The following is a 14,603-nucleotide window of genomic DNA, read 5'->3' as shown; positions in this document are numbered from 1 at the left end:
GGTAACGGTGCCGGAGCGCGAAGCGCAGAAGGCGCCATCGACTGCATGCCGTGGGAGTCGGTTTTACCTACCCGTTAGGCGTATCGCTAATATTTTTCGCAGTGAGCTGTTGCATATCCATCCTTCCATTCGCACTTTGGACATAGCCCTGCATCTTCGTACTCAACTTTGGAGTAGAGGTAGTCGGCTTTGCATGCCTTGCATTCAAGAACCGGCTCTCTGTGACCACAGAGCACGCATACCTCCGCTTCCATATCGAATGTCTCATTGCTACACAGAGGGCATTCCATGATGGGGATTTCGCCGTCTTCAAGCGCGGCAAGCACGCGGGCCTTTTCTATCTCGTAGAACTCCGCGAATTGGTTAAGTCGTTTCCACGCAGGGTCATTAATTCTCCGGTCAGCCCAATCGAGCCCAACTTCATCTGTGGCGAAGCGAAAAATGAACGCCAACACGCTTCCTATGACAACCTTTGCCTCTGCCTCATCTATGGAGAACGCATAGTGCTCAATCTCGTTGCGTTTCTCCCTTATGGTCTTTAATGCGCTTTGATCAGAATCATTGAACTCAACCGACCCGATCCTTTGAAGCCGCTTAAGTGCATCGGCTGCCGTTACGGTGTGTGCAGTCATGGACGGATACTTGTCAACATCAGCGAGGACGAATGCTGGGTGGACCTGCCGTAAGCGCTCCTTGAAGAGAAGTTCAGCGACATGAGATAAATCGAGAATAATTCGCTTGAAAGTCCCGGCAGTCAATGCTTTTGGCATGTCATTGAGATGCAAAATCGCATGCTCAAGGCTATCTAGGGCATTTTCGACAAGAGTGAACTTCTGTGTAGCCATTACTATTTCTTTAAGTGCCTAACGCCTGCCGACCGGCGGGACAGTTCAGCTTGGTTAACCTATACCCGTTGAGCACGAATAACTTCAGAGGAATGTGCATCTGATGAAAGTTATTCATCGCTCCTTCACTGCGGTCAGACATAAAATTTCAAGGGCTGTTTCTCAGCATCCTTTGCAGAGCCCATCGTCAAAACATTTCCAACCTTGCCAGCAAATCGTACAGTTACAGGAAGTCCGTCGCTATAGTTGCAGGCGTTGTAGTTAATTTTTGTTAGACCCATGATATCTGTAAGAACTGTTCGGATATTGGGAGGTTCGCCGGAGCAGCGTAGGACTGTAACAAAAAGTGGGTTGGGCGTCTCAGGTCCAATATAGGTATCCAGACGTGGTACGAAACCCGTGGTCCACAAATAGGCATTCTTGTCGTCCAGAATAATGGCCGTACCGCGCAGGACGGGATAATCCCCATTCCGAAATAATTTTGTGTCTCCGGTTGTTGTCTTGATCCGCACGGCGACCACATTTGTTTCTGGCGGTGCCGCTTCGGCAAAGGCATCCCACTCTTCCTCATTGAATGTAGTTTTGCCGTGAATGAAGAATTCCTTCGGCGGGGTGCCGTGCTTGTCTTTGAATGTCTCAAGGACCCGGGAAATCAGCTGCTTGGCCTCCGGTGCCTTAAGGTGGAAATCATAGTCTCCCGTCTTCCACGGACCATTCGCGCCGCGAAACACAACTGCGTCGCCCTCATTTAAAAACATCTGAGCAGCGCAACACGCATGTTCTCGTCGATCATTCGGAATCAACTTGAATACAAGACCGATGTAGCAGACTCCGGGCCGAACGTTTGCCAGCTTCCACGGGGGCTCCGGTTGCGTCTTATAGTAAAGCCCAGTCGCGAGATTCCATGCGACGCTGGCTGGCTCCTGCAAAGTCCGTAGAGGATATCCCGCCTTGTTCAGAAACTGATCCGGCGCGAGTGTCGTTTCGCGAAGAAGTTGAGAGGTATGACCGAGCTTAAGGAGGCGGGCCTTTACCTGTCGATGAAAATCGGGCACGTCATCAAAAATGGCTTCATCATCCTGATTGATGATGTCTGCAAAGAGTGGCAGGTTCGATTTTTTCTTCTGAGTCTTCAGGAATTCACCCATTTTCAATTCCAAACCGGAGCGCCGAGAAAGTGGCTTGCAGCGCTCGAACACTAATTCCGGCAAAACGAATATCCAAATATCAACGGTACGTTCTTCATTCTTGTCGTGGTGCTCAATCTCTTTAATGTAGAGATCAACAGCCTTCTTCACTGCCTCATGCTGGTTCAGCGTCTTAGTGGCGCTATCGAGAGCCGCCAGGTCAATTTTCCGATGAACGAATTCTGCGGGGTTAATCAGCAAACCAAATGCTTCCTCTAGTCCGGGGAAGTTTGATAGATGAAGCCGGTGTTCCTTGTCCATCTTCCCCCTTGGTGGAATGGAGATGAAGCCACCAAGTTTTATTGCCCAGCTCCGGAAATAGTTTAAGCCAGTCGTTGTACCGATTACACCGATCTTTACTTCGCGTGATCGCTTAGGACCAGAATGCGGCCCATAAAGAAACAATCCATCCTTGGGATGATCTGTAATTTGCCCATGCCCGAAAGATAGATTCGGTTCCGGTATATAAACAACTTCCATTGACTTTTTAGGAAGATCCATTATTCATCCTCCTCCGAGTGGAAGTTTCCAAGTGTCGTCAAATCCTGTTCCTCCGCGTCATCTGCCATGACATCCGTCAAGATTGTGCTCACAGGTGAAGTTACGAGTAGAGGAGTTGCATCGATCTTGATGGACGCAGAGCCGGATAGTAAAAGCTCAATATACTGAGATTCTCCCGAAAGCAATTCAAGAAAGGCCATCAGTCGCCCGTGCCATACCTTGTTACGCCAGCCCTTGCAGATACTACGCCGCAGCCGGTGCTGCTGATCCGGGTCATCGAAAACCTTGCCGGTGGTTTTGCCCACAAGTTCGGCGAACAAAACCCTTGATTTGACCTTGACATGTGGAAATGGCCAAAAGGAAAAATTGGCCGAGACACCATACTGCCAGACCTTGCCTGCCGCACTGTTGCGAAGCATGGAGTTGCGGCGCTGGCCTTGCTTCCCCCAAGAAATCCGCTTTTTCAGTGGTATCTGATTTTCAGCAACATGAAACCCGAGTTGCTGGGAGAACGCGTACTGATATAGCCCTCGACTTCGGCAAAAGCTTTCCCAGCTTTGCCGAAACATGGATGCGATCATGTTCTGGGCTTCCCGGGGATGCATTGCCGGAGTTTTACTACCGTCAGCAATGAACTCAAAAAGGCTGTGTTCGGAGTGAATCTTAAACCTTCCGACGCCCGCAAAATCTTGCTGAACCTCGTCTAGCGACATAAATGAAAAGAATCCCCGTAGATGTACGGCGGAAGGAAACGGCGCGTGTCTACAGGCATTTTCCATCAGCCCGTGATCGATAGAACCAGTCGGTTGGAAATAACGAATAACGTTAGGAATGCTGGCGATCCGAAGCCAATTCGACGTGAGCACTTCCGGCGCATCCTCGATCTTAATAGCTAGGCGATTCCTGTAGCTCTCCCAATTTGGGTTAATTACGGGAATTGTCGAGCGCGGGACGCCTTGTGTTTCTAGCGTTTCAAGAAGTTCGTGCAAGCCATTAGCCCAGCTACCAACGAAATTGACCCATTGGAGCTCACCAATTCCGAATATCTTCTTATACTTTTCCAAACGTAGTGGAATGATGAAGCGAGGGTCGGCTAGCTCCCTGACGAGGTCGGTGGCAATCCCGATTTCTTCTTGAACACCGTCCTTTTCAAGAGAGGAGTCGCGGCAGCAAAGAAGCATCTTGATGGCCTCGTTCTGAAGCGTGCTGGTGACCTGCTTTCGCCAACGGTCTCCCGGTTCCAGACTGAGAACATCGGCGAATACGGTATAGCCAGCAGCCTCAAGACGTGGAGCAAGCCATAGAATAAACTCATCATCCCCCGGCGTCGCCTTGCTGATGAAGATAACATTCCGTATTGCTGTTCCAGCATCCTGCGTCATTTTTCTTTACCATCATCCATGCTCTGGTCCTACTTACTTCCGGGATGCTCGTTGGCGACGTACTTTTCAGCGGCATCGCGAACCACCCAAGCGACTGAGACTTTCTTGCTTCGGGCAATGGCCTCTAGCGCTTCGTAAAGTTCAGGAGGAAAAGTTACCGACGCCCGACATGCAACGTTGACCTTGGTTTGTCGAATCAATTTATGGCTGGTTGGTGGCATAAATAATCTCCCGAATCGATTTGCACCACTCTACACCACTTCGGTGCAATCGGGTATAGAGAGGATTGCAGCATTGGGTCAAGAGGCGGTCGCAATCCAACCCCACGCAGGGTGTTCGACGGGTGTCCAGAGGGAGATAGGATTCTCCCTTGGTCATGGAGGCGTCGGAGGAGCGGGAACACTCCTCAGACTGGCGGGTGTCGGGGGCCAATACCCTGACGGGTGATCGACCGGCGCAACGGTCGGCTGGTGCAGGAAGGCTCAATGCCTGAGCTGCGCCAATAGCCGGGGGGATGCAACGGGGACGCGCCAGCGGGTCCCCTTGCCAAGATGCGCTGGACGGAAAAATGGAACATTTTGCAGTACAGCGCACCTCTTGCGCGTAGCGTGAAGCGTGGGCGGGAGAACCCCTTTCTGGCACTACATCAAGCCATAACTGACCCGACCCAATATGGAAGTGAGCTGCCGGGAACTTATCTTTGCGAACAATCAAGCTGCGATCAGCATTCCGTTGGAGATCATTGCTTGCAGTTCAAGTTCTGTCGCTGTCGCTCCCGAAGCGATATTGATAACGCCGGATAGCTGGGCAATTTGAGTGAAGCTGTTTGCACCACCATCGGCATCAACTGACACGAAACTGTGCGTTCCATTATCGGTGATACGCACAAAATCAGAGATCAAATCGGTCAAGGAGTCATAGCCAGACAAGATGTCAGAAACATCCAGCTTATCCACCTGGGCCGTGCTGAAATCCGTAATCGTGTCCGATGCACCCAAAGCCGTTAAAGCTTCGAAGATAAAGGTATCGGCATTGCTGCCGCCCGTTAACGTATCCGCCCCGGCATCCCCATAAAGAATATCGTTGCCGTTACCGCCACTAATCGTATCAGCGCCTGCACCGCCGCGAATGATATTAGCTGCCGTACTACCCGTTAGTGTGTCGCCATAGTTCGAGCCGGTAAGACTTTCGAAATTGCTAATCGTGTCTGTACCCGCACCAACGGTGTTTTGAGCCGTTGCCGTGGAAAGATTAACGGTTACGGCTGAACTTGCATTTACATAGCTCAACGTGTCTGTGCCACCCGAGCCATTTATCGTATCGTTACCTGCGCCACCCTCAATGATGTTGTCGCTGTTATTGCCTGTAAGCGTGTCATTGAAAGCTGAGCCGCGGATGTTCTCAAAACCGGAGACGGTGTCACTGCCTGCGCCGACAGTGTTCTGGCTGGTAGTCGTTGCCAAGTTAAACGTCACCGCCGAAGCAGCGCTGGCGTATGAGACAGTATCAATGCCGTTGCCCCCGGTTAGTGTGTCATTGCCAGCGCCACCTTGAATGATGTCATTTCCATCGCCGCCGTCAATTATGTTCGCGGCAGTGCTGCCCGTGAGGACATCATTGAAATTCGAGCCTGTAAGGTTCTCGAAGTTGCTGATGGTGTCGCTCCCTGCGCCGCCTGTGCTTTGAGCTGTGGCAAGGGCGAGGCTGACCGTGATTCCGGCAGCAGCATTTGCATAGGTCAGCGTATCCGTGCCGCCTTGTGCATTCATCGTGTCGTTGCCTGCGCCGCCTTCGATAACGTTATTACCCGAAGTTCCGGTCAAGGTATCGTTAAAAGCGGACCCGCGAAGATTTTCAAAGCTGGAGATTGTGTCTGTTCCAGCGCCGCCTGTGTTCTGGGCAGTAGCCGTAGCAAGATTGATCGTGATACCTGCGCCCGCACGTTCATAGCTGAGCGTATCCGTGCCGCCGGCGCCATTCATCGTATCGTTGCCTGCGCCGCCTTCAATGATATTGGCGTTACCGTCACCCGTAAGAGTGTCGTTATAAGAAGAACCGATCAGGTTCTCAAAGTTGCTGATCGTATCGGTTCCGCTTCCGCCAGTATTTTGAGCGGCGGTTGTTGCGAGGTTTACAGTTACGGCTGCGCCTGCCGTTGAATAACTGAGAGTGTCATTATCCGATCCGCCATCCAGATTATCGTTGCCATCGCCGCCATCTATGTAATCGTTGCCCGCATCGCCTTGAACCTGATCCGCGCCTCCATAAGCAAAGATAGTGTCATTCTGGCTGGCATCACCCCAGGCATAGGCGAAGATATTCTCGCCAGAGTTGGTTCCAAGTGTTTGGATCTCCATATTTGCGATGGTCCAGATTGTTCCATTTGCAAATCGAACATTCTCCAATGCGCTCGCTGTTGCTGACGAGCCAAAATGATTTAGGAATGTAATCGTGTTTCCTGAGCCGTCAGAGAATTGAAGGTCCGCGAAGTTGTTACCTGCAATACGACTCGCCGTGATAGCTCCCGGCAGGACGCCTTCTCCAAACAGGAGCGTATCTGTTCCGCCATATTCATAAACTTCATCTTGGCCGGTTCCAAATAGATATACGTCGTTTGGCTGGCCCCAATAGTTAGAGGTGCCTTGAAAATAATCGTTTCCACTGGTGCCGATGGTGGTAAAAACCTGTGAAAGCAGATTAATTTGAGTTCCAGCGAACTCTTTCAATATTTCGACATTCCCAGTTGTTCCGCTCCACCCAAAAGAGTTCAAGATGGTGAAAGAGCCAAGACCCTCTACGTCAACTTTCATATCGTCGTACATCCCGTATGTACCACCAGCTTCAACCTTGTAAAAAGTTACGTCACCAAGATCAAAGCCATCTGGAAGCATAATGATATCGCCAGCATCGTTTCCTGTTTCACGGATCACGTCGCCACCTGCGCTGACTATATAGATATCATTGCCAGCTTCGCCGCGCAGATCGTCATTTCCGCCGCTCCCATCGAGCGTGTCGTCTCCGGAGCCTGCTTGGATGATGTCATCTCCGTTGTAGCCGGTGATAATATTGTTACCCTCGAAACCTGTTGAGTTAATGCCATCGAGCGCATCTGTTCCATGGAAATAGACAGGGGCTTGACCCATGGTCCAGACCGCACTGCTGGCAAAGTGTATTTCGTCGACATAAGATGCATAAGGCCCGTATCCGTTAGTATCGATCACAGCAATCGTGATGGTGCCACGACCTTCGATCTCTAAAAACAGGTTGACCTGAAATTGGTTCATATATTCGTAGTGTATGGTCACATCGCTCTCAAGAATTCCTGCATCCATCAAGATAATGTCTGTTTCAATCGAGGGAGTGGATGATCCAGCAGTGATAATGACGTCATTGCCATAGTTATAAATATACGTGTCGTTACCGTAGCCACCATCCAGAATATCGTTTCCTTCTCCGCCATCGAGCGTATCGTCTCCGTAGCCTCCATAGACGACATCATTTCCGGCCCCGCCGCTGAGCGTGTCATTGCCATCCGTTCCAGAATAGTAAGGCCCGGTGCTGGACGTAGTACCTAGGATGTCATCATGAATAGTCCCGCTGATCGTGTCATTTCCACTCGTCCCCGTTACAGCTATGGGATCGGCAAGAAGTGCAGTGATGTCCGTCCACTCCAGCGCTCCGGAACTAGAGCCATCGATGGCATCATCGAGCCAGCCAATTTCCGTGCCGCTGAGTTCCGATATGCCCATCGTGTGCTCGATGAAGTTGGCAACTCCTCGCCAGTACTCCGCAAGATTGCCTGAGAGAGATGCAGCCGTCTCCAGATCGGTAATAGCATTTTCAGAGAGTGCAAAGACGCCTTCGAATTCGTCTGTGTAGGGATTGTAGCTAACGCCACTATCAAATAACGCTTCGCCGCCACTCTGGAATAGAAGACGCGCTGTAAACGCATCCAAAACGTTCTTGTAAGCTTCGTTAACCGCCGTCAGACCGTCATACTCATACGGCACCCATGGTTTTAAGTCGAACCACACTCCATATGCGTCCGCGTTTTGGCCTGTAAAGCTCCTCAGGAACTGATATTCCTTCATGTGGCCATAAAAGCCGAGCTTGCTGTGATCGACAGCAAGGTTATCCGGGTCAATGCCAGCCCACCCAAGCATTATGTTTTCGGCATCGACCTGCGCTGTCGTCCCGAATAGATCGCCGAAGTCATTGCCTGTTACAAAACCTGCCATGTCATCAAGCAAGTTTTCGTTGATGCTCATGGCTACATGGAGGTCTGGCAGCATGCCGTAACCGTGTGCCGTGGGCAGGAAGAGCACACGCACATCCAATTCATAATCTTCTGTATATACGGTATTTATCAGTTGGCTGTTGAACCAGACGTCGGCCACTTCGTAGGCATTGCCGTTCATCGTGAAACTGCCCGTATGTGTTACCGTGTTGCCTTCAATGATGCGACTAAATGGCGTGCCGCTGGACAAACCGTTGAAACTCTCCAACTCATAATTGCTGACGTCAATGCTTGTGATGCCAAGAGAGGTGAGGGTGAGCATTTCTCCGCTCTGGGAAATGCCGTCACTGTTCGCATCCTGCCACATGATAAGATCAGACCAGACAGCATCGGCAGAAGTGATCGCGCCATCACCGTTGCCGCCGTTCGCCACAAGATCATATCTTGCAAGCTTGGCAAAACCGTTTTCTTCGTTGATAAATTGGTCCCAATTTGCATTCGTGATATAGCTCAATGGAACCTCAGAGCCGAACAGTTCTGCGCCTGTGTTGATTGAGCCGGACGAGTCGAGATCAATCGCCAACATGCCGTCAGTCGACGCAGCCCAGCCGACTTTCTCGGCAAAGCTGTCAACGCCAAAATCAAAATGAACGCCGTCGTCCGTGGAAAGCAAATCAATCGTGCCAGATGCATCAAGATCAAACACGAGCGGCTCAACTCCGCCACCGATTCCGCTGCCGCCACTCGGAGTGCGACCGAGAAGACCAAGGATTGGATTGAGCAAAGGCTCAACCCGATCGAGAAGACCGAGTCCGTCCTCCAGGGTCAGAAGTCCGCGCAGAGCTTGTTCTACTACATCCGCTGGACTATCAATAAAGTTCTCAACAGCCGGATAGCCAAACAAGGCAGATGCTAACAACGTCCCCGCCCAATCCTCATCCTCAAGACCTAGTTCATTAACCGCTCCAACTACATCGTTTTCTATGATCTGTTCTATCGTTGGAATTGTGCCCGCAGTGGTTCCGGGAGGCGGATTCAACAGCATGTCAAAAAAATCATTGGCGATCTTGTCCGATGCATCTTGAAAATCTTGATCAGTGATAGTTCCATTACCGGCCCTCTTTGTATTCTCGCGAACAAGAACAGAGGCCCATCCGCCAGAATCCGAGTTAATATCGCCTGCTATTTGTATCCACCACTGGACACCAACATCAATGTCATTATTGCCAACTGGTACATCTAATATTTCGCCAAGCGTGAAATAGGCGGTTGACCAGTCCTCATTGTCTACGAGTGTCTGGATTACGGCACGCTGATTTGTCGTTAGAACATACGTCATCACTTCCTTCTTTCTTGCAGAAACGATTTGATCAAAGTCTCGGTTTTCTCGTCGATGAGCAATGCCGACTCCAAAAATGAGGTTGGAAAGCGGTAGTACAGAGTTAACTTATTCAAGATAGGCTTTGTGCTTTCGCATTGCGGATTTGGCCAGTCGCCATCACGACTGCACTCAACAATCAATATCGGCGTTCCGTTCTTGGTTCGGACGTAAATATCAGTGCGCTGTCGCCCTTTAGAGTTATTTGTATATTTCTGTAATCCTGCGCTGGTTACCTCGGCAGCGGAGTAGCCATTCAACAACTTCTTCGCGAGCACGCCGCTCAAATCATTTGAATCGCCAATCGGTGACAAGGTCGCGGTTTGATCCGGATTTTCGTGGAGATTGATGATCAGATACTGACGATTCTTGACCTCAAATCTTTCTGCGTTTTCTCCGTTGAATGGCTCAAAATCTGGCAATGCTAACTGTATGTTTATTTTTCCTGTCGTTGCCGACGACGAGTCTTTCCAAGAAGTTAGATAGTTTCTAGGAATAGATAGCTCGTTTTTAGCAATGGAAACGCTTACCAATTCGGTGCTTGATGATCGACAAGAAACCAAGACTAGAGCTGCGAAAATTATAAAAATAGATATAAGGTTATGGGTATTTAACAGGCGTTTTTGCATTCATTACATTCCTTTGCCCATACGGTTATCAAGAAAATCTCTAGACGTTACTGTGACCGATAATGCCAATTCATTGCTATACATTAAGTTGTCGAAAAAATAGACTCGATCTGAATTTTTTATTCAGCTACTTTTGATTGTTCACCCTAAACGCACGCTCACTGATACGCAAATTCATAGCTGCGCTATCATTACTCGTCAACCGCAGCCTCCAGTCTGAGACGTATGTCCAGCATTTATAGCCAGCCCCTTTTGAGTGTTAGCAAGTTGTAATAGTGCGCGGTAGATCGTGCGAGTGGAGACGCCGAACTGACCCGCGATCTGCGCAAGGGTCAGATTGGGATGACGTTGTAATAAGCCCCGGATGTCGGCAATCTGGGGGTGGGACAGCTTCTTCGGTCTGCCCAGATGTGCGCCGCGTTGCCGTGCGGCTTCCATCCCGGCCTTGGTTCGTTCCCGGATGAGGTTACGTTCCAGTTCGGAGAATGCATGACGTATCTGGTACATGCATTTTCCCATTGCTGTGGTGGTGTCGATATCCTCGGTCAAACAACGAAACTCGATGGCCCGGTTCTCAAACTCCTCCAGAATGTTCAACGCGTTTTTAAGGGAGCGAAAGGCGCGGTCCATTTTCCAGACAACGAAAACATCGCCCGCCTGCAAGCTGGATAAAGCCTGCTCGAAACCGGGTCGGCGTTTGGCGGTGGCTGATATACCTTGATCCTCAAAGATGGCGCTGCACCCTGCCAGCTTCAAGGCATTAATCTGAAGGTCGAGATGTTGATCCTCTGTCGAAACGCGGGCATAACCGATGGTACGGCTTTTATCTTCCGGCATGCGATTGTGCTTCTTATCCATTTTGGTCCTTTATCGATAGACAAAAGGGGACCCTTTTGACCTATCTTCATAACCGCTCCCCGTCAACTAGAAATGGAAAAATTGCATTGAAAAAACACATCAGATGGGCTGCTTTTCTTTCATAAGGAGATATGTGAATTGTGACAAAATGGTCCCTTTTTGTCACAAAGCAAGATATTGAAAAGAAAACGTCTTTTCAGTTATTGGGGAATGTTTCTGGGTGTTTTGTGTGTATCATTTGGCGGCGGCGTTGGATATGCGCAAGATGCACTGCTGTCAGCCAAGAACGACTATATCGCCTGTAGAAAACAGCCCTGCGTGGATGTTGCCGGGAGCGAATGGTCGGAGAAACATCCTAATGGTGTGGGAATTTCAGTTGCTATGGGAACCCAGCCGGGGATTACGGACGATCAAATCAAGACTGTACTCACGCGGGATTTTAAAAAGGTCGGCATGACGAACATCAAGTTTTTCTTTGAACAAAACGATGCGCCTGCCACCGGCATCTCATTTCATATTCGTGGCGGAACGACTGAATTATTTTTGATAGACAATGTGCGGGAACAGGTAGCCGTCATTGCCAAACGGGCGGCCAACACGAATCCGCTGTTCCAATAGCTACGATAAAAACTTCAGGGTAGCGTTGGGAGATTGTCCCTGTGAGAGTATTGCATCACGGCTATCATCGCGGGCGTCACGTACAGAGTCCTGCGTATCCAGACTGTTCGATATACGGTCAGCAAATACCATTTCCTGTACATAGCCCCGCTGTTTCATTTCATCGAGGAGCTGTTCCTTACGTTGCGGGCCGATGTTGTCATCATCTAGTTCCGCGACAACCGCTCGGGCGCTGTTGAGATGGAACTGTTTCTGCGCCCATTCCGCGTAATCGCCGTATTTCGCATCGTTTTTATATTTATCTTTGATTGTGCCATCGGCGGTGAGCATTTCGTTAATGAGGTGCTGTTCCAGCCGCTTGCGATAGGCGTTAATGTTTTCGCCGGATCGCTGCTGTGGAATATCGTCCGCCCCTAAAATATCAAGCGCCAGCTTTTCCCGCCATGCGTCGCCGTCTCGCTTCTCGAACGATGCCACTAATGCTCTAATATCGGTTTCCATTTGCTTAATGGAAGCACGGATTTGCTCAAACAATTCGACGAATTGCGCCGTCCGGCTTTCTTTGGATTTACGTTCTTCGGCTTGTTTGGATTGAGTTCTGTTAGATACTGAACTGCGCTCGACAATCCCAGCGACAGAACCGCTAAGCTGACCGTTCAGAATGTAGTTTTCTCTTTCGGTGAATTCCATTCGGCGCAGACGATCAAAATCTTCGTCTGACAGACAGGTGTGGCAATGAAGGAAGGTGTTTGTCAGACCGCCTGAAACCCGCAATTTTGCATCGGTCGACTCAACCATTACCGGCTCCATGGAGGAACCGTGCCGCCGAAAAAGCGCGATATGTAATTCGGAACTCACCAACCCCCATGTTCCTGCCCCCGGTTATTGACACTACAGGTGGTTATACCTGTTTTAAATTGCCCTTTTTACGCTAACAGGAATGAGTTAAAAAACAGTTAATTTATAGGGAAATATTTCCCATTTCGATACGATAGCATTTATAGAAATCCAGAAATATGACGTACGGGATGTTTAAAAGTTTTAATGTCTAATTGATATTGTTTAAAATTACTGGGATAACGGCAAGATTAATCTTTTGCACCGGGTTTATTCATCTAGCAGCTCGAATATCGCAACGTCTTTTCTCTTTAGCAATCGATAAGGCCTTTTATCCCTGATCGCTTCACCGACAAGTACTGCATAAAGGGGATAATATGCCCCTTTCATATTTAGAAGATAGTCGTGAGCTTCATTGATTTGTGGGCTTTCTACATTTTTTATGTTGGCATGGCGAGCAATTATTTCTTTAATGATCTCTTCCTGATCGTCCGTTTGTCGTAAATCAAGCGGCTTTTTGGCAAAAAAATATGTTTCAGTGCAATTCAAACTTGAAGCATCACTAGAAAATTTCCAGCGCTTATCGCTATGCAACGGTACTGAAAATACACGGTCGATAACAAGTAATCTTACCTTGGACACTCTAGACTCTAAGCAATACTTCAGCAGTTTAGAAGTCACCTCATCAAAATCGTACCTGCACTCGATGATGATTAGTGTCGGTTTATCCGGCCATTTAAGCCATTCCTTTAGTTCGCTGCGATTTTCTTGAGGCGGGACGCGATTCCAGCCCTTTAATGCGGATGAATGGACAGCCCATTGATGAGCAAGCCAAGTTTTCCCCGCCCCCGCAGGACCAGAAATAGCCCAAATCTTGAATTGATCATCATGATTAATAAATTGATTAAGCCGTTTGAATTCTTTCTTCCTGCTTGCGAACCCAAACCAGTCGAAACTGTAAGGATCTTGCCATTTCTTTTCATCTTCGACATGCCCAAGCTCGCAATTATTTCCTGTTACGCTTTGTTTATTTGTTTCATACGATTTAATCTGAGAAAGGTTAATTTCTAGCTTGTTTCCAATATACGTTTCTCGTGTAAAGTTTTTCGATGTAACAATAACAAACGTATTCTTAATTAAACCCTGCGGTATAAATAATGTGTTTATTGATTCTTGCCGACATAGGTCGAACCGACTGACTTCGTCTAGGGCGTCAACAAAAATAACTAGCTTGCTATTCTGGAATTTTCTATCGTAGGCAAGTTGATCGAAAACGGTCCGATAGAACCCGCCATATCCGGAATCAGAATTCAACACCTGCTTATATTCGAGATTAAACTTATCGTCGTCGAGACATGCATACATGTCTCTGAGTTGGGAAAAGAGGGTACGAAGCAAATCTGCACTTTTGTTGTGACCTGATCCCATTTCGTTGAAATGCCATATGCACTGATATTGGCCGCTCTCGTAGAGTGTTATTGCCGTATAAGCGGTTAACGAGCTTTTTTCTGTATCGGTTTTTCCTTCAATCGTTACGTAACCTGAAGAATGAGTATCGATAAAATTCTTGATGTCATCGAACGTCTTTTTATGCTCGAAGCCCGCTGAATAAAGATGGCGTTGTAGTTGTGCTGCGAAAGGATGCTGTTCATTGGGAATCAGGCGATATTTCGCCCATAATTTTTTCCTTTTGGTTTCGTATTCCCAAAAATCTGGTTGTACGGGATTTTCTTCTCGGTAAGAATTCCAGAAATATAAAAATCTGGCGAAATGTTCTTCAATATGAGTGTCGTGGAATTGCGCCGATGCGCCGAAGCAGAGCGATGCCTTTTCCTTGATATTGGGCGATCCGTCGGATTGCCAATGTCCAAATGTGGAGTAGCTGCTCCCCGTTACTTTTTCAATTAATGCCCTGAATGTCTCGTTATTTCGCGCATCCTTCGGCTTAATCCAGTTGTAAAACTCTCTTACATATTCTTTGGATGATATAACTCCATTTGTATGCTGACGTCTTGTGGCATCCGATGCAAATGTAAACATCTCCCGAAATTCGCTTGAAATCGATTCGGGTCTAAACTTGTTTTTTAGTATTTGGCTATTCACTTAGGCAGTATAAAACAGTTACTTGTAG

The 14,603-nt window shown here is 48.6% G+C and carries 10 protein-coding genes; 1 reads left to right on the top strand and 9 read right to left on the bottom strand.

Annotated elements, in window-relative coordinates:
* Window positions 1-86: 86 nt before the first annotated feature.
* The 7 genes from SQ11_RS12540 to SQ11_RS12510 all read right to left on the bottom strand — a co-directional run bounded on the left by SQ11_RS12540 (window position 87) and on the right by SQ11_RS12510 (window position 11,017).
* Window positions 87-845: a hypothetical protein gene (locus tag SQ11_RS12540; RefSeq protein WP_041514532.1), complete on the bottom strand. Its 759-nt coding sequence runs from the start codon at window positions 843-845 to the stop codon at window positions 87-89.
* Window positions 846-979: 134 nt separating this feature from the next.
* Window positions 980-2,533 (bottom strand): hypothetical protein, encoded by a 1,554-nt coding sequence (locus tag SQ11_RS12535; RefSeq protein WP_041514531.1) that lies wholly within the window; start codon window positions 2,531-2,533, stop codon window positions 980-982.
* The gene (locus SQ11_RS12530) at window positions 2,533-3,915 is read right to left on the bottom strand and encodes a toll/interleukin-1 receptor domain-containing protein (RefSeq protein WP_052494227.1); all 1,383 of its coding nucleotides are present in this window, start codon (window positions 3,913-3,915) and stop codon (window positions 2,533-2,535) included. The genes SQ11_RS12535 and SQ11_RS12530 overlap by 1 nt, the downstream gene beginning before the upstream one ends.
* 29 nt (window positions 3,916-3,944) lie before the next feature.
* Window positions 3,945-4,136, bottom strand: coding sequence for a CopG family transcriptional regulator (locus SQ11_RS18280; protein ID WP_041514530.1), 192 nt, complete (start codon window positions 4,134-4,136; stop codon window positions 3,945-3,947).
* Between the two features lie 489 nt (window positions 4,137-4,625).
* Window positions 4,626-9,491 carry an S-layer family protein gene (locus tag SQ11_RS12520; protein WP_041514529.1) on the bottom strand — a complete coding sequence of 1,622 codons (4,866 nt, stop codon included), beginning with the start codon at window positions 9,489-9,491 and terminating at the stop codon, window positions 4,626-4,628.
* A complete protein-coding gene (locus SQ11_RS12515; protein ID WP_156972499.1) occupies window positions 9,491-10,159 on the bottom strand; it encodes a hypothetical protein in 669 nt (222 codons plus the stop codon). Before SQ11_RS12515 ends, SQ11_RS12520 begins: the two co-directional genes overlap by 1 nt.
* 198 nt (window positions 10,160-10,357) lie before the next feature.
* Complete coding sequence (locus tag SQ11_RS12510; RefSeq protein WP_198140877.1) at window positions 10,358-11,017, bottom strand: recombinase family protein; 660 nt, start codon at window positions 11,015-11,017, stop codon at window positions 10,358-10,360.
* A 177-nt stretch (window positions 11,018-11,194) separates the two neighbouring features.
* On the opposite strand from SQ11_RS12510, the gene SQ11_RS12505 reads away from it, so the two are divergent.
* Window positions 11,195-11,635, top strand: coding sequence for a hypothetical protein (locus SQ11_RS12505; protein WP_156972498.1), 441 nt, complete (start codon window positions 11,195-11,197; stop codon window positions 11,633-11,635).
* On the opposite strand, the gene SQ11_RS12500 is transcribed toward SQ11_RS12505, so the two are convergent.
* The gene (locus tag SQ11_RS12500) at window positions 11,636-12,433 is read right to left on the bottom strand and encodes a hypothetical protein (RefSeq protein ID WP_156972497.1); all 798 of its coding nucleotides are present in this window, start codon (window positions 12,431-12,433) and stop codon (window positions 11,636-11,638) included. It abuts the gene before it with no gap.
* A 309-nt stretch (window positions 12,434-12,742) separates the two neighbouring features.
* On the bottom strand, window positions 12,743-14,512 hold the full coding sequence (locus SQ11_RS12495) for a hypothetical protein (RefSeq protein ID WP_041514525.1): 1,770 nt from the start codon (window positions 14,510-14,512) through the stop codon (window positions 12,743-12,745).
* Window positions 14,513-14,603 lie beyond the last annotated feature (91 nt).

This window comes from Nitrosospira sp. NpAV, from assembly GCF_000832065.1.
Taxonomy (GTDB): Bacteria; Pseudomonadota; Gammaproteobacteria; order Burkholderiales; family Nitrosomonadaceae; genus Nitrosospira.
Note: the sequence above shows the minus strand (reverse complement) of the source record. Positions and strands in the feature narration are given on the sequence as shown.